Source organism: Pseudomonas borbori (assembly GCF_900115555.1).
Lineage (GTDB): Bacteria > Pseudomonadota > Gammaproteobacteria > Pseudomonadales > Pseudomonadaceae > Aquipseudomonas > Aquipseudomonas borbori.
In genome coordinates this window covers 98,118-119,786 of record NZ_FOWX01000007.1, presented here as the reverse complement: position 1 = coordinate 119,786, position 21,669 = coordinate 98,118, and the positions used below count along the sequence as shown (strand labels likewise).

The following is a 21,669-nucleotide window of genomic DNA, read 5'->3' as shown; positions in this document are numbered from 1 at the left end:
GGGTCGATCACCTCGAGGTGCCGATGAACGTGCAGCAGGAAGTCATCGCTTTTCTCTCCCGTGCCGAGAGCTACGGTGCGCCCGGTAACCTGGTGGAGCTGATCGAGACCCATGGCTCGTTGATCTTTCTGCACGGCCAGCGCGCCTACAAACTCAAGCGCGCCATCGCCTACGCCGCCCTCGACTTTCTCAGCCTGGACAGCCGTGAACGGGCCTGCCAGGCCGAACTGCGCCTCAACCGGCGCACCGCACCGGAACTCTACCTGGAAGTGCGTTCGGTCAACCGCGCCGCCGACGGCAGCCTGAGCTTCAATGGCGGCGGCCAGGTGCTCGACTGGGTGGTGGTGATGCAGCGCTTTGCCCAGGATGCGCTGTTCGAGCGCATGGCGCTGGACGGGCGCCTGACCCTGGACCTGATGGATCGTCTGGGCGCGGAGATCGCCCGTTTCCATGCCAGCGCCGAACTGACCCAGGCCTTCGGCGGCGCGGCCGGCATCCGCCAGGCCATCGAGGACAATCACCGCGAGCTGTGCCACTACCTGACGCTGCTCGACCCGGTCGCCGTGCACGCCCTGCACCATGCCTCACGGGCCGCCCTCGACGAACTCGCCGGACTGCTGGAGCAACGTCGGCGCGAGGGCCGGGTGCGGCGCTGCCACGGCGATCTGCGCCTGGCCAATATCTGCCTGTACGAGGGACGACCGACCCTGTTCGACGGCATCGAATTCAGCGAGCAGATCGCCTGCATCGACGTGCTCTACGACCTCGCGTTCGTGCTTATGGATCTGCGCCAGCATGGCCTTGGCGGACATGCCGACAGGCTGTTGCACAGCTACCTGGCGCACAGTGCCCTGGTCGAGGACTGCCGGCCGTTGCCGCTGTTTCTCTCGCTGCGCGCGGCCACCCGCTGTTTCACCCTGGCCTGCAGCGCCGTACGCCTGCCCGAGGCGCAGACGCGGGCGGCAAAAGCCGCGCAGGCGCAGGCGCTGCTGCAGCAGGCCAAGGCCTATCTGCGCGGCGACGGTCAACGCTTGACGCGCCGCCCACAGGGACAATGCTGAAATTAGAAGACCTTGAGGAGCACACGGCCATGGCTAGAGAGTCTCCCCTGCTGTTCGCCCTGCACGGCAGCCAGGACTATGCCGCCCGCGTGGCGCGGCGCCTCGGTTGCCCGCTGGCGGCCCATGAAGAACGCCCGTTCGAGGATGGCGAGCACAAGAGCCGGCCCCTGCAAGCGGTCGACGGTCGTCGGGTGCTGGTGTTCCACTCGCTCTACGGCGATGCCGAGCACAGCGTCAACGACAAGCTCTGCCGGCTGCTGTTCTTCTGCGGCGCGTTGAAGGACGCTGGCGCCCGCCAGGTGCAGGTGGTCGCGCCCTACCTCTGTTATGCGCGCAAGGAGCGCCGCACCCAGCCCCAGGACCCGATCATCAGCCGCTATGTCGCCAGCCTGTTCGAAGCCTGTGGCGTCGACCGCCTGCTGACCCTGGAGGTGCATAACGACGCCGCCTTCGACAACGCCTTCCGCATCCCCACCCGGCACCTGCAGGGCGCCGAACTGTTCGCCGAGCACTTCGCCGAGCGCCTGCGCGCCGACGAGGAGGTGGTGGCGGTGTCCCCCGATGCCGGCGGAGCCAAGCGCGCCGAGCAATTCCGCCAGGCCCTGCAACGGCGCATTGGGCGGCCGGTGGGCAGCGCCTACATGGAGAAATTCCGCAGCAACGATGTGGTCACCGGCGCCCTGCTGGTCGGCGAGGTTCAGGGCAAGACCACGGTCATCGTCGATGACCTGATCAGTACCGGGGGCACCCTGCTGCGCGCCGCCCAGGCCTGTCAGGTCGCCGGTGCCAGGCGGATCTTCGCCGCCGCGGTGCACGGCCTGTTCACCGGCGGCAGCGCGCTGCTCGACAGTCCCTTGCTGGAGTCCATCGTCATCTGCGACAGCGTTCCGCCGTTTCGCCTGCCCCCCGAGCTGGCGGCCCGGCGGCTGCAGATCATCGACAGCAGCGCGGCACTGGCGGCCATCCTGGCCGAGCAATATGGCCTGAAAACCAGGGAGGAAGCGCGATGACAAGCCGACTCAATCCCGGCGTCCAGGATCTGCTGCTGGTGGTCGATGTGCAGAATGACTTCTGTGCCGGCGGTGCCCTGGCCGTCCCGGGGGGCGACGAGGTGGTGGCCAAGGTCAACCGCCTGGCAAGCGCCTTCGCCCATGTGCTGCTGACCCAGGACTGGCACCCACCGGGTCACAGCAGCTTCGCCAGCCAGCATCCCGGCCATCGCCCGTTCGACACCATCCAGTTGCCCTACGGCGCCCAGACCCTCTGGCCGGACCATTGCGTGCAGGGCAGCCGCGGCGCCGAGTTGCACCCCGAACTGGCCATCGCCCATGCCGAGCTGATCCTGCGCAAGGGCTATCGGCCCGAGGTCGACTCCTACTCGGCGTTCTACGAGAACGACCGCCGCACCCCCACCGGCCTGGCCGGCTACCTGCGCGAACGCGGGCTGCGCCGGTTGTTCCTCGCGGGTTTGGCGACCGATTATTGCGTGCACTACTCGGCGCTGGACGGTCGCCGTGAAGGGTTCGAGGTCGTGGTGCTGCTGGACGCCTGTCGCGGCCTCGACACCCAGGGTTCGCTGGACAAGGCGCTGAGGGCGATGCGTGCGGCCGGGGTGGAGATTCGCGCGGACGCGGCGTGAACGCCTCCCGGCCGGCCTCATTAAACAAGAAATAACTAATTGTTTTATATATAGAAATTTAATCTGCACAAAGACCTGTAGGAGCTGGGGGGACGCCCAGTTCCATGCCCGCGAAACACATCGCGGGCATGGCCCGCTCCTACAGGTACCCACAAGCCGATAGACGCAATTGCCCCCAGTTTGCTGCGCGACAGCAAGGCGCCTGGACGACGGGGGATCTCCTACAAAAAACGTCATGGCCCATAAAATCAGGTCAAGGCATCCCGCTCAGGCGATCGGCGCTATCGGCCAGCGCGCGCAGGGCCGGGGCGATCTCCAGCGGATAGTCCGGCGCCGGCTCCAGGCTGCGCAGCGCCAGCGGCAGGCGCTCGAGTTGCTGGCGGGTGTAGGCCCGCACCTGGGCCAACGGCGGCGATGGCTGCAGGCGCCGGCCCTGACGCATCACCGGCTGGATCAGCGGCAAGCCTTCGGCGCAATCGTCGGCCAGGGTCAGGGTGTCGCCGCAGCAGCGACCCTCGGCGTCGTAACGGCGGTACAGCTGTTTGCGCCCGGGCCAGGTGGCCTTGCCCTCGGAGCGCTTGCGCCGCGGGGTACCGGCGTATTCCTGCAGTTTGTAGGCACAGTCCAGCGCCGGCACATCGCTCGAGGTGCCCAGGTGAGTGCCGACACCGAAGCCATCGATCGGCGCCCCCTCCTGCCGCAGGCGCTGGATCAGGTACTCGTCGATATTGCCGCTGGCGAAGATGGTGACGGCGCTCAGGCCGCCACGGTCGAGGATCACGCGCACCTTGCGCGCATGCGCGCCGAGGTCGCCGCTGTCGAGGCGCACGCCCTGGATGCGAATGCCGGCAGCGGCCAGGCGTGGCGCCAGCTCGACCACCTTCTGCGCCGCGGCCTCGGTGTCGTAGGTATCGATCAGCAGCACCACGGTGTCCGGCAGGCTGTGGGCGAAATGCTCGAAGGCCGCGACTTCGTCGCTGTGCGCCTGGATAAACGAGTGGGCCATGGTCCCGGCCAGCGGGATGCCGAATTGCGCGCCCGCCAGTACCGTGGCGCTGGCATCGAAACCGGCCAGGTAACTGGCCCTGGCCGCATAGACCCCCGCCTCGGCGCCGTGGCAGCGGCGCAGGCCGAAATCCACCAGGCGCTTGCCCGGCGCCGCCAACACCACGCGCGCGGCCTTGCTCGCGATCAGGCTCTGGAAATGCAGCAGGTTGATCAGGCGCGTCTCCACCAGCTGCGCCTGGGGCAGCGGTGCGGTGATACGCAGGATCGGCTGATTGGCGAAGAACGGCGTGCCTTCGGCCATGGCATGCACATCGCCACTGAAGCGCAACAGGGCCAGGTAGTCGAGAAAGGCCGGCTTGAACAACCCCTGCCCGCCCAGCCAATCCAGTTCGGCCTGGCTGAAGCGTAGTTGCTCGAGGTAATCCAGCGCCTGTTCCAGGCCGGCGGCCAGGTAGAAGTTACGACCGGCCGGCAGTTTGCGGGCGAAGAATTCGAACACCGCGGTCTCGAGCATGTCGCGCTCGAAATAGGCCTGCAGCATGGTCAACTGATAGAGGTCGGTGAGCAGTGCCCCAGGGTTGGCGAGGCGTGGTAGTTCGCGCGACATGGCTCGATCTCCCTTGCTAATAGCAGTGCGCCTGGGCAGATGCTCGCACTGTGCCACCCGCCCAGATGGCTGCAGCCTGATCCAGATCAAGGTCCGGGCAAAACGCTCAGCTCACGCTGACAAGAGTTCTCGGAACCGGAGGCCCGTATGCCTGGCAATCCCGTAGCGGCGCGGCTGTTTCTCACGGGTGATCTGATGTGTGCCCGCGGCATCGACCAGATCCTGCCGCACCCCGGCGATCCGCGCCTGTATGAGGCTTATGTCAAGGATGCCGGCGACTATGTGCGCCTGGCCGAACGGCGCAACGGTGCGATCGCCCGGCCGGTGGATTTCGCCTATGTCTGGGGCATGGCGCTGGAGGCGCTCAGGCAACGCCGGCCTGACGTGCGCCTGGTCAACCTGGAAACCGCAGTGACCCGCAACGGCTGGCCGCTGCCCAAAGGCATCAACTACCGGATGAATCCAGCCAATCTGCCAGTACTCGAAGTGGCCGGGATCGACTGCTGCGTGCTGGCCAACAATCATGTGCTGGACTGGGGCGAAGCCGGCCTGGCCGAGACCCTGGCCAGCCTCGATGGCCATGGCCTGCGGCATGTCGGCGCCGGCCTGGATCGCAACGCCGCCCTGACGCCTGCGATAGTCCCGCTGGCCGACGACGGGCGTCTGCTGGTATTCGCCTACGCCACCGGCGACTGCGGGGTGCCGCCGGATTGGGCGGCCAGCGCGCAGCGCCCCGGGGTCGCACGCCTCGACGACCTCTCGCCGCGTAGCGTGCAGCGCATCGCCCAGCATATTCGGACGTTCAAGCAGCCCGGCGACCGGGTACTGGTCTCCCTGCACTGGGGCGGCAACTGGGGTTTCGCCGTGGCGCCGGAGCAGCAGCGCTTCGCCCATGGCTTGATCGACGAGGCCGGCGTAGACCTGGTACACGGCCACTCCTCGCACCATATCAAGGGCCTGGAAGTCTACCGTCAGCGTCTGATTCTCTATGGCTGCGGCGATCTGCTGAATGACTATGAAGGCATCGATGGCCATGCGGCCTACCGCAGCCATCTGGGCCTGCTGTATTTTGCCGATCTGGCCAGCGACGGCCGCCTGCTGGCGCTGGAAATGTTGCCCACCTGTCAGCGTCAGTTGAGTATCCACCGGGCCAAGGGTGCGGACCGCCAATGGTTGCAGGACACCCTGCAACGCGAGTCGGCGCAATTCGCCTGCACGGTGCGCCCCACCAGCGAGAGCAGCTTTGCGCTGGTCTGGCCAGGATCACACGGATAGCGCCGGTTCAGGCCGGAAATGGCGGTTCCGCCGGGCTTTCCTTCTCAGGAATTTCGGTCATGGTCGCCTCGGTCAACAACAGCACACTGGCCACCGACACGGCGTTTTCCAGGGCTACCCGCACCACCTTGGTCGGATCGATGATGCCGGCCTGGTACATGTCGACGTAGCTGTTGGTCGCGGCGTCGAAGCCGACATTGGCCTTTTCCGCGAGCATGCGCGCCACCACCACCCCGGCATCCACCGCCGAGTTCTCGGCGATGATGCGCGCCGGCGCCTCCAGGGCACGGCGCAGGATCTGCAGCCCGGTGCGCTCGTCACCCTCGCTTTTCGCTTCCTCGACGGCGAGCAGCGGCACCGCACGCAATAACGCCAGGCCGCCACCGGGCACTATGCCCTCGGCAATCGCCGCCTTGGTCGCCGAAATGGCGTCATCGAGGGCATCCTTGCGGGTTTTCATTTCCGCCTCGGTGGGCGCCCCCACGCGGATCACCGCCACCCCACCGGAGAGCTTGGCCAGGCGCTCCTGGAGTTTCTCCTTGTCGTAATCGCTGCTGGCCATCTCGATCTGCTTGCGGATCTGCTGCAGGCGCCGCTCGATCGCCTCGCGTTCGCCGGCCCCGCCGATCAGGGTGGTGCTCTCCTTGTCGACCACCACTCGCCGGGCGCGGCCGAGCTGACTCAATTCGACCTGTTCGAGGCGAATGCCCAGTTCGCTGGAAATCACCAGGCCGCCGGTGAGGATGGCGATGTCCTGGAGCATCTCCTTGCGCCGGTCACCGAAACCCGGCGCCTTGACCGCCACGGCGCGGAGGATGCCGCGGATCTGGTTGACGATCAGGGTCGCCAGCGCCTCGCCCTCGATATCCTCGGCGATGAATGCCAGCGGCCGGCCGCTCTTGGCGATCTGCTCGAGTAGCGGAATCAGGTCCTTGAGCAGGCCGATCTTCTGGTCGCAGAGCAGCAGGTAGGGCTCTTCCAGCTCCACCTGCATCTTGTCGGTATCGGTGATGAAGTACGGCGAGACATAACCGCGGTCGAAGCGCATGCCCTCGACCACCTCCACCACGGTCTCGGTGGTTTTCGATTCTTCGACGCTGATCACCCCTTCGCTGCCGACCTTCTCCAGGGCATCGGCGACCAGTTCGCCGATGGCGCCGTCGTTGTGCGCCGAGATGGTCGCCACCTGAGCCTTCTCCTTGCGCGTGCGCACGGTTCTGGACTGGCTGCGCAACGAGTCGATCACCACTTGCAAGCCGCGATCCAGACCGCGTTTGATATCGATGGCGCTGGCTCCGGCGACCACATTGCGCACACCGTCGGCGAAGATCGCATGGGCCAGCACTGTCGAGGTGCTGGTGCCGTCGCCCACCGCATCGCCGGTGCGCTCGGCGGCCTGGCGCAGCATCTGCACGCCGAGGTTCTCTTCGGGATCCTCCAGATTCATCTGTTTGGCAATGGTCACGCCATCGTTGCAGACCTGCGGCGTGCCCCACTTTTTCTGGATCAACACCGACTTGGATTTCGGCCCCAGGGTTACCCGGATCGCATCCGCCAATTGGGTCGCCCCACGCAGCACCGTCTCTCGGGCACTGCCGCGGAACAGAACTTTGGTATGTGCCATGCAATAACCCTCAGTATTTGCACTGTCGCGTTACGCCCGCTCAGCGCAGCGAGCGATAACCGTCTGCAACACCGCCCTTGGACAGCACGATCTGCCACAGCTGGATATCGCGCGCGCGGAAGGCGCCGGCGCAGGTCAGCAGGTAGTAGCGCCACATGCGGTAGAAGCGCTGGTCGTAGTGCGCCGCCAGTTCGCCCCAGTGCTGCTCGAAATTGGCATACCAGGCCATCAGGGTGAGATCGTAGTCGGCGCCAAAATTATGCCAGTCCTCCATCACCCAATCGGGTTCGATGGCCTTGCCGATCTGCGCGATCGACGGCAAGCCGCCATTGGGGAAGATATGCCGGTCGATCCAGGTATCGGTGTGCAGGCCGCTCTGGTTGGCACCGATGCTGTGCAGCAGGAACAGGCCCTTGTCGCGCAGGCAGCGCTGCACGACCTGCATGTAGGTGCGGTAGTTCTTCCAACCGACGTGCTCGAACATGCCAAGCGAGACGATATGGTCGAAGCTCTCGTGCAGGTCGCGGTAATCCTGCAGGCGGATCTCCACGGGCAACCCGCTGCAGCGCACCCGGGCCAACTCGGCCTGCTCCCGGGAAATGGTGATGCCGACCACCTCGGCCGAGTAGTTGCGTGCGGCGAACTCGGCGAAACTGCCCCAGCCACAACCGATATCCAGCACCCGGTCGCCAGGTTGCAAGCCGATCTTGCGGCAGACCAGATCGAGCTTGCTGGCCTGCGCCTGCTCGAGATCGGCGGCATTGCGCCAATAGCCGCAGGTATAGGTCATGCGTGAGTCGAGCATGCACTGGTAGAGCTGGTTGCCCAGGTCGTAGTGCTGCTCGCCGACCATGAAGGCGCGCGCCTTGGACTGCAGATTGGCCAGCAGGCCGCGCAATAGTTGCCAGGCGTCATACCAGCCGACGCGGATTTGCGCTTCGAGATCGGCGCGTAATGCCCGATGGATGAACTCGTCGAGTTGTTCGCACTCCCACCAGCCATCCATATAGGCCTCGCCGAGACCCAGGCTGCCCTGGGACAGAATGCGTGAGTAGGCACGCGGGTCGAGCACCTGTATGTCCCACGGCTGGTTGCCGTTGAGGACGATTCCGGCGCGCTCCAGCAAACTTTCGACCTTGTCCCTGGCCCGAAAACCGTCGCCGGCCGACAGCTCGATGTCATCCGGGTGCAGCGGCAATTTGCTCCGGTCCATGACTCGCCCTCACGACGTTCGCCCGGCAATCGATCCTCTACCTCGCTGAAACCAGCGCTGCGGCAACCGTGCTCAGAACCGCCATGGCGCGGAGTGAGCCGCAACAGCAAATAACTGCATCAGTACCACCTTCGTTCCTGCTTGCGACCTTTGGTCTGATTTCAACAGAAAGCGTCCCCCTCTCCTAACATAAGATAGTCAAACAGCTGACAAAAAAACCGCATTGGCAAATTAGAATCAGCTAATTATTGATCTATAACACTTTTTAGATAAATAAAGGATTAGCGCCATGTCCGCCAGCGTTCATCACGGTACTTTTCCCTCGCCAAGCAAGATTCGGATGAACTGTCATGATTGCACCCTGAGCCGGCTGTGCCTGCCAGGCTGCTTGCAGCAAAGTGAAATCGATCGGCTGGAAAACATCGTCAAACGCAATCGTCCGCTGCACAAAGGCGATCATCTGTTTCGTGCCGGCGAGCCCATGCAGCAGGTCTACGCGCTGCGTTCGGGCGCATTGAAAACCTACCTGCTGGACCAGGACGGCAACGAGCAGGTCACCGGTTTCATTCTGCCGGGTGAGCTGGTCGGCCTGGATGCCTTTGGCAGCAGCTGTTTTCCCAGCTATGCCGTGGCCCTGGAAACATCCCTGGTGTGCACCATTCCGCTTGCCGAGCTGGAAGAATTGGCGGGCTGCATCCCCAGCCTGAGAAAACGCCTGCTGGTTACCCTGAGTCGTGAGCTGCATGAAGAGCAGCAGCATTACAGCCACAACCGGGAAAGCGCCGAACAGCGCCTGGCAGCATTCCTGCTCAACCTCTCGGCGCGCTATAGCAGGCGCAACCTGTCGTCGACCAGTTTCATCCTGTCGATGAGTCGCGGCGACATCGGCAACTACCTGGGCCTGACCACCGAGACGGTCAGCCGGCTGTTCAGCCGCTTGCGCCAGCAGGGGCTGCTGGAAATCAAGGGCCGCGAACTGCGCCTCAAGCATCCCGCGGCGCTGAACCGGCTTGACAGAATCGAGGTTCGCTAACGAACCTTCTGAATGCTTGCGTTCGAGAGACGTGGCTCATCCGCCGCCATCGCACAGGTGGCGACGGAACCAGTCACCGGCCAGCCGGGCCACTTGCTCCAGTGCGTCCGGCTCCTCGAACAGATGAGTCGCCCCGGCAACCACGGCCAATTGGTGCTCGCACCGCAGTTGCTGACTGCTTTCGCGATTCAGGCGCAACACCTGCGGGTCGGCACCACCGACGATGAGCAGGGTTGGCGCCCTCACCCCGTTCAGCGCTTCGCCGGCCAGATCGCTGCGTCCACCACGGCTGACCACGGCATGGACCGCCTGCGGTCGTTGCGCCGCGGCGATCAGCGCCGCCGCCGCGCCCGTGCTGGCCCCGAACAGGCCGATGGGCAGAGCGCCGAGTTCGGCGTTGCCGACAAGCCAGTCGATTACCCCGACCAGCCGCTGGCTGAGGCGCGGGATATCGAAACGATATTCGGCGCTGAGCCGGTCCACCCGTTCTTCTGCCGTGGTCAGCAAGTCGAACAACAGGGTGGCCAGGCCCAGCTCGTTGAAATACTGCGCGACCTGCAGGTTGCGCGGACTGAGACGGCTGCTGCCGCTGCCGTGGGCAAACACCACCAGGCCACTGGCATCAGCCGGCAGCAGCAGATCGGCGGCCAACTCGGCATCGCTCACGGGCAGCTGCAGGGTTCGCGACACTATGCTGCGCATGGACTCACCTCCTCATCGCCGTAATCGCTCACGGCTGTTGCTCGCGCTGCCAGGCCTGATGCAACAGCGCCTGTACCTGCTGATCCGAGGTCTGGGAAAAATCCACGTACCAGCGGCCGATGGCGATGAACATCTCGGGCATGAACGGGCAGATGACTTCATCGACCTGCCGCCGCAGCAGTGCCACGCTGTCGGCAGGCGCCACCGGTACGGCGACCACGATCCGCGCCGGCGAGTGTTGGCGTACCGCCTCGATCGCGGCCTGCATGGTGGCGCCGGTGGCCAGGCCGTCGTCGACCAGGATCACCTGCTGGCCGTCCAGCACGGGCGGCGGACGCTCGCCGCGGTAAGCGTGGTCACGGCGCTGCAGCTCCAGGCTTTCCCGCGCCGCCACGGCGTCGACGGTGGCGCCATCGATATGCAGCGACGCCAGCACATCGCGGTTCAGTACCCGCACGCCACCACTGGCAATGGCACCCATGGCCAGCTCGGCGTGGCCGGGTACGCCGAGCTTGCGCACCAGCATCAGGTCGAGGCGAACCTGCAGGGCGCTGGCAATCTCGTAAGCCACCGGCACACCACCACGCGGCAGGGCCAGCACTATCACGTCGGGGCGCTGGCGGTAGGCTGTCAATAACTGCGCCAGCGCCTGACCTGCGCGGCTTCTGTCCCGGATGGGGATCTCTAGCACATCGTGTCGAGTCATGGTCATGCTCCCGCTTGCAAGCCTACATAAAGCATGCTCCAGACTTTCTGCAGTGTCTTTGATTTCGAATAGTAGTTCGGCAGTAGCAGGCCCTGACATTCTCAACCTTGCAGGTATTGAGCCGGCTGGCCGGTTTGACAGACGCCCACACTTCTTTACAGGAGGTGCGCACAGCGCCGATCTGGCTCAATTAATTCGCCACGCAAACAGAGTCTTGATGCATATCATTATTGTTTGTGGAAAAAGCCCTAAGCTTGGTCGCAATTAAACCAACGCTCAGAGGATTACATCGATGCGTGCACAATTCCCTTTATCGCTTGCCCTGCTGCTGGCCGCTACATTCGTCCAGGCCAAGGAATACCCGATTGGCGAACCCCAGCAATGCGCAGGCATGGAGGTAGGTGCCGTATACCTGCAGCCGATCGAGATGGACCCGCCGGGCATGATGCGCCCCTCCGCCGACTCCGACGTGCACCTGGAAGCTGACATCAGCGCCCTGGAAAACAATCCGCATGGTTTCCAGGAAGGCAGTTTCGTACCCTATCTGAACATTTCTTTCGTGCTGCGCAAGATCGGTAGCGACGACGAACTCAAGGGCGATTTCCACGCCATGGTCGCCAACGACGGCCCGCACTATGGCGACAACCTGAAGCTGTTCGGTCCGGGCAAGTACAGCCTGACTTACAGCATCCTGCCGCCGGGCGGCCACTCGATGTTCGGTCGCCATACCGACAAGGAAACCGGCGTGGCCCCCTGGTTCGAGCGCTGCGAGCTGCACTACGAGTTCACTTACGCCGGCATTGGCAAAAAAGGCGGCTATTAATCCACCCGGACACGGCGCCCCACGCCGCGCCCCACCAGAGGCCGTTATGCCGCATTTCTTGCAAGCACTGCTGTGGGCGGCTCTCGCCCTGCCCCTGTCGACCTTCGCGGCGAGCCTGCCCAGTTACGAACTGGTGATCCGCGATGGTCATTTTACCCCGCAATTCCTCGAAGTCCCGGCCGGCCAGCGCTTCAAGATCGTCCTGCACAACCAGGGCCAGGGCCCAGCCGAGTTCGAAAGCATGCCATTGCGCGTGGAGAAGGTCATGTCGCCCGGAGTCAAGTCGTTCGTGGTGATCCATCCGTTAAGGCCCGGCCACTACCCCTTCTTCGACGAGTTCCATCTCGAGCTGCCCGAGGGCGGCATCATCGCCAAATGAGCCAGATGCATCGGGAGTATTGAATGTATCAGTCACTGTTCGTCGTCTGGCGGGAAAGTGTCGAGGCCTTGCTGGTGATCGGCATCCTGCACGCCTGGATAAGCCAGCAAGCCCGCCCCGCAAGGGCCAGACTCTATCTCTGGATCGGGGTAGCGCTCGGCCTGCTGCTGTCCGGCCTGCTGGCGCTGACCGTGCTGTTCGCCGGCGAGTGGCTGGCCGGCACGGCTGGCGAGTGGTTCCAGGCGACCCTGGTACTGCTGGCCAGCCTGTTGATCCTGCACATGGTCGGCTGGATGCGCCAGCATGGACGCACGCTCGGTAGGGATCTGCGAGAAGCCGTCGACAACCAGCTGAACCGGCGCAACGGTCTCGGCCTGCTGCTGCTGGCCATGCTCGCGGTGGGCCGCGAAGGCAGCGAGACAGTGGTGTTTCTCTACGGCCTGGGCATGCACAAGCAAGGCTTGGAACTCTGGCGTTTCGCCCTGGGCGGATTCCTCGGTCTGGGCCTTGCCCTGCTGACCTTTGTCCTGCTGCAGCGCGGCAGCAGAGCGATTTCCTGGAGACGCTTCTTCGCTCTCAGCGAGGCGCTTCTGTTGCTGCTCGGCGCGGCGCTGCTGGTCGCAGGCATAGACCGTGTCAGCGGCCAGTTGATGGCAATGGATCTGCCTGAATACGTTTATGGCTGGTTCGGCGATGCTCTCTGGGATACCTCCGCCCGACTCGATGACGCCAGCGGCGTGGGCGCGGTGCTGGCCAGCTTCGCCGGTTACCGGGCTCAGCCCTCGGTCGCTACAGTGACGGCCCTCGCCGGCTACTGGGGACTGGTAGGTTTCTGGCTGCGACGGCTATCGGCGACAGGCTTGCCGAATGGCTCAGCATGTCCGGCGTGAGCCGGTTGAACCGCACCATCGGCGGCTTTGGCGATGCCTTGCGCCGCCATGGCCGGCTCATCCGCGGCATGCAATGGGCAGTCGTGGCCTTTTATGTCCTGCTGCTGGTCGCGCCAACCCTGTTGCCGCTGCCGGACAATCAGGCGCGCATCCTCGACAACCTGACCCTGCTCGCCCAGTTCATCTTCTGGGGGATCTGGTGGCCCTTCGTGCTGCTCTCGGTTCTGCTGTTCGGCCGACTCTGGTGCGGCGTGCTCTGCCCCGAAGGCTCCCTCAGCGAGTGGATCAGCTGGCGCGGCCTGGGCCGTGGCACGCCGCGCTGGATTCGCTGGGGTGGCTGGCCGACCCTGGCGTTCATCTTGACCACCGTCTACGGCCAGTTGATCAGTGTCTATGATTATGCCCAGGCGGCGCTGCTGATCCTTGGCGGCTCCACCGTGGCGGCGATGCTGGTGGGTTTTCTCTATGGTCGCGGCAAACGCGTCTGGTGTCGCTACCTGTGCCCGGTCAGCGGCGTGTTCGCCCTGCTCGCCCGCCTCGCGCCGTTGCACTATAAGGTCGACGAGCAGCGCTGGCTGGAAAATCCGCCGCCCCACCAGCCGCCGCCAAACTGCGCGCCACTGCTTGATATCCGCCGCATGCGCGGTGGCGCCGACTGCCATGCCTGCGGGCGCTGCAGCGGCCAGCGTGGCGCGGTGCGCCTGAGTCTGCGCTCGGCCAATGAGGAAGTGTTGATCGTTGCCCCGCAGCCCGGCAACCACTGGAACAGCAGCCTGTTGCTGTTCGGCGTCATCGGCCTGGCCATGGGAGCCTTCCAGTGGACGGTCAGCCCCTGGTTCATAACCGCGAAACAGGCGCTGGCTGGCTGGCTGGTGGAACGCGACATCTACTGGCCACTGCAGGCCGATGCACCCTGGTGGCTGCTGACCCACTACCCTCAGGTAAACGATACCTTCAGCTGGCTCGACGGCCTGATGATCCTCACCTACCTGCTCGCCAGCACCCTGCTGGTTGGTGGCGGCCTGTGGCTGCTGCTGCGAGTAGCCGCTTGGCTGGTGGGGCGCACGGGCAATGCCTTCGAGCACCTGACGCTGAGCCTGATCCCTCTGGGCGCGTGCGGGCTGTTTCTCGGTCTCAGCGCCACCACCGTCAAGCTGCTGCGCTACGAGGGCCTGGCCCTGGCCTGGGCGCAAACGGCCCGCGCCAACCTGCTGATCGGCGCGATTGCCTGGAGCCTGTGGCTGGGCTGGCAGGTGCTCGGTCGCCATGCCGCCCGCGGCGGGCAACGACTCGCGGCATTCGCCTGCCTGCTCCTGGGGGCGGCCTGGGTCGGCTACGGTTGGTGGCTGCAATTCTGGGGCTGGAGCTGATTGCCCCGAACTGGCAATGCGCGGGTGCTAGCGCCGGGCGATGCATGATCATGGTACCCACGATCTGGAATCGCCCCCCCACACTACGCGTCTTCACATTCTGCAACTGAGCCGGGTCGCCCTCCCGCGCAGAAGCTGCGGCCGCGACTGGAGGTTTGCACACCAACACGGGATCGAGCCGGCAGTGTGGGGCGCGCGACAGACATTGCGTCCGGACTTGTTCGGAATCAAGGAAAGTCCGGCTGTCGACCCTCTAGCATTCAAGCCCAAGCAATCCCGAGCGCCTCGAGGGCGAGATCATGCTGACCGAACCATCACTTGTCGCGCAGTTGCGCCGTCATCACCTGTTCAGCCGGCTACCGGATACGGCGCTGCAGGAGCTGTGCTCCTCGGCCAACCTCAGACGCTTGCCTGCGGGTTCCTCGCTGTTCCACCAGGGTGACAAGGCCGATCGTTTCTATTTCATCTTCAGCGGCCAGGTAAAGCTGCACCGGGTGGTCTGCGATGGTCAGGAAAAATTGGTGGAAATCATTCGTGCCGGCGAATCCTTTGCCGAGGCACTGCTGTTCACCGGCGTACCACAGTACCCGGTCAGCGCCACTGCGTTGAAGACCTGCCAGGTAGCCAGCATGCACGGTGCGCAGTATCGACGCCTGCTGGAGGAGCATCCGAGCATCTGCCTGGATATTCTTGCCACCCTGAGCATCCGCCTGCACCAGCGGCTGAACGAAATCGACACCTTGACCCTGGCGAACGCCAGCCACAGGGTCAAGCGCTTCCTGGCACAGGCCCAGGAAGAAGGCAACGGGGTAGTCACGCTCGATGTGCCGAAACGACTGATCGCCTCCAAGCTGGGCATCCAGCCGGAAACCTTTTCACGCATTCTCCATCGCCTGATCGACTCGGGCGTGATTGCCGTGCAGCGCCGACGCATCGAAATCATCGACCTTCCCGGTTTGAGCAGTTACGACGACTGACAGAATGTAGCGCGGCGGTCAGGCAAGGCCAGGTTGGCCGAAACCTGGCGCAGCGGAGCAACGGATGAGCGAAGCGCAGTTTACGCGTTGTCGCTGAGTACTTTGCTGGGGTGCCTGGCCCGGGCTCGCATGCGAGGCCGGGCCAGGCGCAGTAGTTTTTCAACGGCCTGCCAAGCTCAGAATTGACCGTCGTCAACGCCAACCACCGCACGGCCGTCAAACTGGACGGTCTCTTTATGTTTGAAGGGTGCGCGCAATGTCCAAGACAATCCTCCCCCTGGTCTACTCATGCTCTGGCTGCTCCAACGTGGCGCAACTGGCGAATACGCTTGCCGTTCGCCTGGATCGTGCCGGCCTGGCGGAAATGTCCTGCATTGCCGGAGTCGGGGGACATGTCCAGGCGCTGGTGAACAAAGCCAGCGCCGGGCGGCCGATTCTTGCCATCGACGGCTGCCCCCTGCACTGCGTCAAAGCCTGTCTGGCCCAACACGGCATCAACGCCGACACCCATATCACCCTCAGCAGCTACGGCCTGCGCAAACGCTACCGGGAAGATTGCAGCGCGGAAGAAGCCGATGCACTGTTCGAAGACATGGCGCGAATCATCGCCAGCGATCTCCAGTCGGTCGTTGAAAAACTGCCTGCATCGTCGATACGGCGTTAATCACAGCCTCGACTGCGGATTCAGGCCAGCCTTGTCCCGGCTCGGTCGGCCAACCCCACGCCATGCGCAACGCGGTCTTATCGTCCGCTAATGGCAGCCGCGGTCATCATGGTAAAAACAACCGGACATGGTATCTACGACCCCGAGCGTGTCGGGTACTATTCACCACACGATCAAGTTAACCATTTAAAATCAATGAATTAGAGCTGGCATAGGGTTTGCTAAAAGGATACTAACCTAACTGCGATAAAGCTGCGGCGTGACCGCCGTACAGGGAGTCTCCATGAAGCAAGTCTTGCAACCCCTAGCCTGGTACCTGGTTTTGCTTTCGGTGCTGGCCTTGGCCAGCGGCGTCGCCTTGAGCTTTGCAACCGACACGGCACTGACCGGCACCGATCACCGGCACGACACCAGCGAGCGCCTGCAATTACCGCAGCAAGAGCCGAAATGGGCAGTCGCTGCCCATACCAGCAGTTGAGCAGGCACTGCCAGCAACCCTGCTACAGATCAGCAATGTGCAGGCCCACAGCCGCCATTGCAGCAAAGATCAAAACCCGCATGTCCTGTTCGACTACCACGGGCCGCCACAGCACGCGGACTGTCTGATAAAGTTGCCGTTCAACACGCAAGACCGAGCCGCCAGCCCCTCACGGCGACAGGATCAGGCTGCAAGCCTCGTTCAGGGCCGATCTTCACGCCAGACAATCAGGATGACTTCTATGGTGCTTCATCGCGTTCATCACCAAATTCTCCGCAGCCACCATTTGTTCGAACCACTGAACGAAGAGCAGATGGACGAACTGATGAGTACCAGCCAACTGCTGAGCATCGACAAGGGCGAGCCGTTGTTCCGCCAGGGCGAACCGGCTCATTCGTTCTATTTCGTGATCTCCGGTGCAGTGAAGATCTACCGCCTCACCCCGGATGGGCAGGAGAAGGTTTTCGAGGTTATCGGCAATCGGCAGACCTTTGCCGAAGCCATGATGCTGATGGACACGCCCAATTATGTCGCTGCCGCCGAGGCAGTGTGCCCCACGCAGCTCTACCGCATTTCCAACAGCACCTATATGCGCCTGCTGCAAAGCAATAGCCGGCTGACTTTCGCCCTACTCGGCAAGCTCTGCGTGCGCCTGCACCAGCGAGTCAATGAAATTGAAACGCTGTCGCTGAAAAACGCCACCCACCGCGTAGTGCGCTACCTGATCACTCAGCTCGCCCGTCTGCCGGACGGAGGCAACAGCTTTGAACTGCCGATGGCTAAGCAATTGATCGCCGGGCACCTGTCGATCCAGCCGGAAACCTTCTCGCGGATCATTCGCCGGCTGATCGATGAAGAAATCATCACCCAGGACGGTCGCCTGATCACTGTTCTCGATCGCCCGCGCCTGGAACAGTTCGAGTGAAATATGCCCTCGCGCCTACGCGCACAGTGAGCGCTCGCCATGCCTAAATGCCTGTATTGCCAACAAGACAATCCACCCGGTGAGCCCGAATGCCGCAATTGCGGCATGCCCCTGCCAATGCTGGCCGACAGCGCGGGCGAACGGCGACAACGGCGCTTTCTGTGGTTCTGCATCGGCCTGACCGTGTTCTGCGCCGCAATGATCCTGTGGCTGCCACGCAGCATCGCCTGAACTTACGCGCCAACCCACGCGTCGATAATCGCGGCCAAGCCCCCCCTGCAAGTGCATGCAGGAAGGGCATTGGCCGCGCTTGGTTATGGCTGGGTCAACTGCCGATACAGCTGCGGCAGGCGTAGCGGCAACTGCTGCGGCTGGCGGATCTGGGTGTAGCCGTTGGCACCGAACATGTACGGCAGATACTCGCCGGCCGTGCTGTCGATGGTGATGCAGAACGGCAACAGCCCCTGACGCCGCGCCTCCAGCACCGCTTCGCGGGTGTCCTCCACGCCATAACGGCCCTCGTAAAGATCCAGGTCGTTGGGCTTGCCATCGGTCACCAGCAGCAGCAACTTGCGCCGTTGCTTGCAGGCACCGAGCAGCGCGGTGGCCTGCCGGATGGCCGCCCCCATACGCGTGTAATAGCCGGGCTTGAGCGCTTGAATGCGCCCGCGGGTGACATCGTCGTAGCGCTGTTTGAACGACTTGAGTTCCTGCATGCGCACCTGCTGGCGGCGCAGCGAAGAGAAACCATAGAGGGCGAAATTGTCGCCCAAGGTCGATAGCGTCTCACCGAACAGCAGCAGGCTGTCACCAATCACATCTATTACCCGGCGTTCGTCGTCCAGGTGCGCGTCGGTGGACATCGACAAATCGGCCAGCAACAGGCAGGCCAGGTCGCGGCGATTGGCGCGTTGCTCCATGAACAGGCCGCGCTCGACGCACTGACCGTGCTGACGCTCGACATGGAAATCCAGCCAGGCCTGCATATCCAGCTCAGAACCCTGGGGTTGCTGGCGCAGCCACTGGCGGTCGTTGCGCAAGTGCTCGAACTGCCGGCGCAAACGATTCGCCAATGGCGCCAGACGCAAGGGCAACGGCTGCGGCTCGCTGCCACGCGGCACCATCATCTGCAGGTTGACGAAGTCTTCACGCAGGCTCTGCTTGCGATAGTCCCACTCCGGCAGCTTGATGCCCTCGCCCAGGGGAATATCGTCGACATCCGCCGGCGGCAGGTCGAGGTGCAACTTCAGCCCGCCGCCCTTGCGCATGCGCTGCTTGGACAGGGCCAGTTCGTCGAGGTCCTCGGCGACCCGCGCGGCGTCCAGGTCTTCGCTGTCGTCGGCGCAACGATCCAGCTCGACATGCTCGGACCAGCTGAACAGGTTCTCCAGGCGGAAGACCAGCAGGCCGCCCTTGCTGGTGCTTTCCTCGATCCGTTTGGCCCGTTTTGGCCCGACCTTCTGTCCGCCCGGCGGGGCCAGCAGGTTGCCTTCGCTCTCCTCGTTCAACTCGCAGGCCTGGGGCACGCCGAGATTTTCCGCCGGATACAGCCACAACGGCAATGGCCAGGGGGCCAGCTCGCTGCGCGGGAAATGCTCGACACTGCCCGGTTCGCGCAGCGCCTGACACAGCGCAATCTCCAGCGCCGCCTCGTCCTTGCCCAGCTGCGCGGGGTCCGGGCGCAATTGCAGATGAGCCTCGACCAAGCGCCGGTAGCGTGGGCGCAAGGCCGGGTAGCGTTGCAGCAGCTGTTGGGTCCAGCGCTGGTTATCGCGCGCCCAGTGGCGCATGTCTCCCGCCTGCGCGGCGAGCAGCGCCAGCCAGCGATAGAGATCCTGATTCAGCGCAACCTCGGGGTATACCGCCAGGCTCGGCGGCAGGCGCAGGTTGCTGGCATCGCACCAGGCCACCGGCATCTGCTTGCAGGTGCCAGCCATCTGCTGCAACAGATTGCGCCGCAACACCAGGTCGCGCGCGCTGGCGGCTTCCACACCAACGCCACTGGCTCCGCCCATGGCGCGAAACAGCAACGCCAATGGTCGCTGCATGCTGCTCAGCTCGACCCGTGCCTCAGGAAAGTCCGGGTTGGCGCGACGGGTGATAAAGCGGTGCCAGACGCTGCCCACCCACTCTTCCACTTCTATGGTAAAGGCCATCTGCTTCACCTCGCTCGCTGTGCTCCGCGCCTAAGGCCCGGAGCCGAAAACAAAAACGGCCCGCTGTACCAGCCGGGCCGAAATCTATTTACCGCGTACCGCTCAAGCCGAAACGGCTGCAGCGGCTTCGTCGCGGGCCGTGGCCCGGGCACGCTGCTTGAAGCTGTACAGGTAGCAGATCAGGCCAATCAGGAAGACCACCCCGGCGGCCAGGCGCAGCCAGAAGAACACGGCCAGTTGGTCGACGGTGTTCATGAACGACATGGCAGTGCCATCCATCGGCAAACGCTGCAACTGGACCTGCACCACACCTGCGGCAGTGAGGAACAGGGTGATCGCCACCATCGACAGGGTCATCAACCAGAAACCCCAGATCTCGACGGTCTGCGCCCGCTCATCCGGCGCCTCGCCGAGGCCACGCAAGCGCGGCATGGCGTAGCTGATCAGGGTCATCACGATCATCGCGTAGGCCCCGTAGAAGGCCAGGTGACCATGGGCCGCGGTGAGCTGCGAGCCGTGGGTGTAGAAGTTCACCGGGGCCAGGGTATGCAGGAAACCCCACACGCCGGCACCGAAGAAGGCGGTCACGGTAGTGCCCTTGGCCCACAGGGTAGCGGCGCGGTTAGGGTGCTGCCGGCGCCGATTGCCGACCATGGTGAAGGCGAACAGCACCATGGCGAAGAAGGGTATCGGTTCTAGGGCCGAGAAGATCGAGCCGACCCACAACCAGACCTCCGGCGCACCGATGAAGAAGAAGTGGTGACCCATACCGAGGAGGCCGGTGATCAGGGCCATGGCGATGATCACATACAGCCACTTCTCGACCACTTCGCGGTCCACACCGGTGATCTTGATCAGGACGAAGGCCAGCATCGCACCCATGATCAGTTCCCACACGCCTTCCACCCACAGGTGCACCACAAACCACCAGTAGTACTTGTCGCGCGCCAGGTTTTCCGGGTTGTAGAAGGAGAACAGGAAGAACACCGCCAAGCCGATCAGACCGGTCATCATGACCATGCTGATGGTGGTCTTGCGGCCCTTGAGCAGGGTCATGCCGATGTTGTAGAGGAAGCCCAGGGCGACCACCACGATACCCATCTTGGTGATGGTCGGCTGTTCGAGGAACTCCCGGCCCATGGTCGGCAGCAAATCGTTGCCGGTCATCGCGGCCAGTCCGGCGTAAGGCACGAACAGGTAGCCGAGAATGGTCAGCACGCCAGCGGCGGCGAATACCCAGAACAGCAGAATCGCCAGTTTCGGGCTGTGCAGCTCGCGGTCAGCCTCTTCCGGGATCAGGTAATAGGCCGCCCCCATGAAGCCGAACAACAGCCAGACGATCAGCAGGTTGGTGTGCACCATCCGCGCCACGTTGAAGGGGATCAGCGGGAACAGGAAGTCGCCCACCACGTATTGCAGGCCCATGATCAGACCGAACAGGATCTGCCCGACGAACAGCATCAGGGCAAACACGAAGTAGGGTTTAGCCACGGCTTGCGATTGGAATTTGAGATGCGGGTTCATGATGGTCATCTCTCAGCCCTCCTTGTTTGGCGGCCAGTCGTTGGTATCGATCTTCGAAGTCCACTTGAGGAACTCCGCCATATCGTCCACTTCCTGCTCGGTCAAATTGAATTGCGGCATCGCCCGGCGGCCTGGAATGCCCAGGGGCTGAGCCTTCATCCAGGCATGCAGGAACGGCTTGAAGGCCGCATCCTCGCCACGCCGGGTGAACACGTTACCCAGTTCAGGCGCAAAGTAGGCGCCCTCACCGAGCAGACTGTGGCAGCCGATGCAGTTGTTGTTTTCCCAGACCGCTTTACCGCGCACCACCGACTCGTTCATCTCCGATTCGTTGCTGCGTTCTGGCAAGGTTTGCTCTGTGTGGTAGGTCAGGGCCAGGAGTACCAGGAAGAAGAACACGCTCCCCCCAAAGTAGATATTCCTGGCCATGCTCTTGGTGAAGGTCTCTGACATGGTCGCTTCCTCTTTGCTAGGCGAGTCCATTCTAGGAAGCGACCTACCGAAACCCTCTTGATGGCAATCAAGAAAGCCTGATCAAAGGGGTCGGGTATAGCGCGGGAGCCGGAAACACAGACTGGCGCCAGGAACACGGATCAAGCTTCGCTGGCGCAGTGA

The 21,669-nt window shown here is 63.6% G+C and carries 22 protein-coding genes; 14 read left to right on the top strand and 8 right to left on the bottom strand.

What is annotated here, in order from left to right:
* Positions 1-23 precede the first annotated feature (23 nt).
* The 3 genes from BM315_RS07220 to pncA are packed head-to-tail and all read left to right on the top strand — an operon-like array spanning position 24 to position 2,700.
* A complete protein-coding gene (locus BM315_RS07220; RefSeq protein WP_090499313.1) occupies positions 24-1,061 on the top strand; it encodes a phosphotransferase in 1,038 nt (345 codons plus the stop codon).
* Positions 1,062-1,090: 29 nt separating this feature from the next.
* A complete protein-coding gene (locus BM315_RS07215) occupies positions 1,091-2,071 on the top strand; it encodes a ribose-phosphate diphosphokinase (protein WP_090499311.1) in 981 nt (326 codons plus the stop codon).
* On the top strand, positions 2,068-2,700 hold the full coding sequence (pncA, locus tag BM315_RS07210; RefSeq protein ID WP_090499309.1) for a bifunctional nicotinamidase/pyrazinamidase: 633 nt from the start codon (positions 2,068-2,070) through the stop codon (positions 2,698-2,700). The genes BM315_RS07215 and pncA overlap by 4 nt, the downstream gene beginning before the upstream one ends.
* 253 nt (positions 2,701-2,953) lie before the next feature.
* On the opposite strand, the gene BM315_RS07205 is transcribed toward pncA, so the two are convergent.
* Positions 2,954-4,315: a nicotinate phosphoribosyltransferase gene (locus tag BM315_RS07205; RefSeq protein WP_090499307.1), complete on the bottom strand. Its 1,362-nt coding sequence runs from the start codon at positions 4,313-4,315 to the stop codon at positions 2,954-2,956.
* Positions 4,316-4,462: 147 nt separating this feature from the next.
* On the opposite strand from BM315_RS07205, the gene BM315_RS07200 reads away from it, so the two are divergent.
* Entirely contained in the window at positions 4,463-5,590 is a 1,128-nt protein-coding gene (locus tag BM315_RS07200; RefSeq protein WP_090499305.1) for a CapA family protein, read from the top strand.
* Positions 5,591-5,597: 7 nt separating this feature from the next.
* Here BM315_RS07200 and groL read toward each other — a convergent pair whose 3' ends face one another.
* Together groL and cfa are read right to left on the bottom strand one after the other, a co-directional pair.
* On the bottom strand, positions 5,598-7,214 hold the full coding sequence (groL, locus tag BM315_RS07195) for a chaperonin GroEL (RefSeq protein WP_090499303.1): 1,617 nt from the start codon (positions 7,212-7,214) through the stop codon (positions 5,598-5,600).
* Positions 7,215-7,254: 40 nt separating this feature from the next.
* Positions 7,255-8,427, bottom strand: coding sequence for a cyclopropane fatty acyl phospholipid synthase (cfa, locus tag BM315_RS07190; RefSeq protein ID WP_090499301.1), 1,173 nt, complete (start codon positions 8,425-8,427; stop codon positions 7,255-7,257).
* Positions 8,428-8,716: 289 nt separating this feature from the next.
* Between cfa and fnr the strand changes: the two genes are divergently transcribed.
* On the top strand, positions 8,717-9,460 hold the full coding sequence (fnr, locus tag BM315_RS07185) for a fumarate/nitrate reduction transcriptional regulator Fnr (RefSeq protein ID WP_280140414.1): 744 nt from the start codon (positions 8,717-8,719) through the stop codon (positions 9,458-9,460).
* Positions 9,461-9,496: 36 nt separating this feature from the next.
* Here the strand turns inward: fnr and BM315_RS07180 are convergent, their stop codons facing one another.
* Both BM315_RS07180 and BM315_RS07175 read right to left on the bottom strand, forming a co-directional pair.
* Positions 9,497-10,162 carry a dienelactone hydrolase family protein gene (locus BM315_RS07180; RefSeq protein WP_090499297.1) on the bottom strand — a complete coding sequence of 222 codons (666 nt, stop codon included), beginning with the start codon at positions 10,160-10,162 and terminating at the stop codon, positions 9,497-9,499.
* A gap of 28 nt (positions 10,163-10,190) precedes the next feature.
* The gene (locus tag BM315_RS07175; RefSeq protein WP_090499443.1) at positions 10,191-10,868 is read right to left on the bottom strand and encodes a phosphoribosyltransferase; all 678 of its coding nucleotides are present in this window, start codon (positions 10,866-10,868) and stop codon (positions 10,191-10,193) included.
* 292 nt (positions 10,869-11,160) lie between these two features.
* On the opposite strand from BM315_RS07175, the gene BM315_RS07170 reads away from it, so the two are divergent.
* The 9 genes from BM315_RS07170 to BM315_RS07130 all read left to right on the top strand — a co-directional run bounded on the left by BM315_RS07170 (position 11,161) and on the right by BM315_RS07130 (position 17,605).
* Positions 11,161-11,691 (top strand): iron transporter, encoded by a 531-nt coding sequence (locus tag BM315_RS07170; protein WP_090499295.1) that lies wholly within the window; start codon positions 11,161-11,163, stop codon positions 11,689-11,691.
* Positions 11,692-11,737: 46 nt separating this feature from the next.
* Entirely contained in the window at positions 11,738-12,070 is a 333-nt protein-coding gene (locus tag BM315_RS07165) for a cupredoxin domain-containing protein (RefSeq protein ID WP_090499293.1), read from the top strand.
* 23 nt (positions 12,071-12,093) lie between these two features.
* A complete protein-coding gene (locus BM315_RS07160; protein WP_090499291.1) occupies positions 12,094-12,960 on the top strand; it encodes an FTR1 family iron permease in 867 nt (288 codons plus the stop codon).
* Positions 12,948-14,330, top strand: coding sequence for a 4Fe-4S binding protein (locus tag BM315_RS07155; protein ID WP_090499289.1), 1,383 nt, complete (start codon positions 12,948-12,950; stop codon positions 14,328-14,330). The genes BM315_RS07160 and BM315_RS07155 overlap by 13 nt, the downstream gene beginning before the upstream one ends.
* Positions 14,331-14,629: 299 nt before the next feature.
* On the top strand, positions 14,630-15,307 hold the full coding sequence (locus BM315_RS07150; protein WP_090499287.1) for a Crp/Fnr family transcriptional regulator: 678 nt from the start codon (positions 14,630-14,632) through the stop codon (positions 15,305-15,307).
* Between the two features lie 256 nt (positions 15,308-15,563).
* The gene (locus BM315_RS07145; protein WP_090499285.1) at positions 15,564-15,971 is read left to right on the top strand and encodes a putative zinc-binding protein; all 408 of its coding nucleotides are present in this window, start codon (positions 15,564-15,566) and stop codon (positions 15,969-15,971) included.
* Positions 15,972-16,254: 283 nt separating this feature from the next.
* Entirely contained in the window at positions 16,255-16,449 is a 195-nt protein-coding gene (locus BM315_RS07140) for a hypothetical protein (protein ID WP_090499280.1), read from the top strand.
* A 241-nt stretch (positions 16,450-16,690) separates the two neighbouring features.
* Positions 16,691-17,374, top strand: coding sequence for a Crp/Fnr family transcriptional regulator (locus BM315_RS07135; protein WP_090499278.1), 684 nt, complete (start codon positions 16,691-16,693; stop codon positions 17,372-17,374).
* A 39-nt stretch (positions 17,375-17,413) separates the two neighbouring features.
* On the top strand, positions 17,414-17,605 hold the full coding sequence (locus BM315_RS07130) for a DnrP protein (protein ID WP_090499276.1): 192 nt from the start codon (positions 17,414-17,416) through the stop codon (positions 17,603-17,605).
* An 83-nt stretch (positions 17,606-17,688) separates the two neighbouring features.
* Here the strand turns inward: BM315_RS07130 and BM315_RS07125 are convergent, their stop codons facing one another.
* The 3 genes from BM315_RS07125 to BM315_RS07115 all read right to left on the bottom strand — a co-directional run bounded on the left by BM315_RS07125 (position 17,689) and on the right by BM315_RS07115 (position 21,507).
* On the bottom strand, positions 17,689-19,530 hold the full coding sequence (locus tag BM315_RS07125) for a nitric oxide reductase activation protein NorD (protein WP_090499274.1): 1,842 nt from the start codon (positions 19,528-19,530) through the stop codon (positions 17,689-17,691).
* 102 nt (positions 19,531-19,632) lie between these two features.
* Positions 19,633-21,063 (bottom strand): cbb3-type cytochrome c oxidase subunit I, encoded by a 1,431-nt coding sequence (locus BM315_RS07120; RefSeq protein WP_090499272.1) that lies wholly within the window; start codon positions 21,061-21,063, stop codon positions 19,633-19,635.
* Positions 21,064-21,066: 3 nt separating this feature from the next.
* Positions 21,067-21,507, bottom strand: coding sequence for a c-type cytochrome (locus BM315_RS07115; protein ID WP_090499270.1), 441 nt, complete (start codon positions 21,505-21,507; stop codon positions 21,067-21,069).
* Between the last annotated feature and the right edge of the window lie 162 nt (positions 21,508-21,669).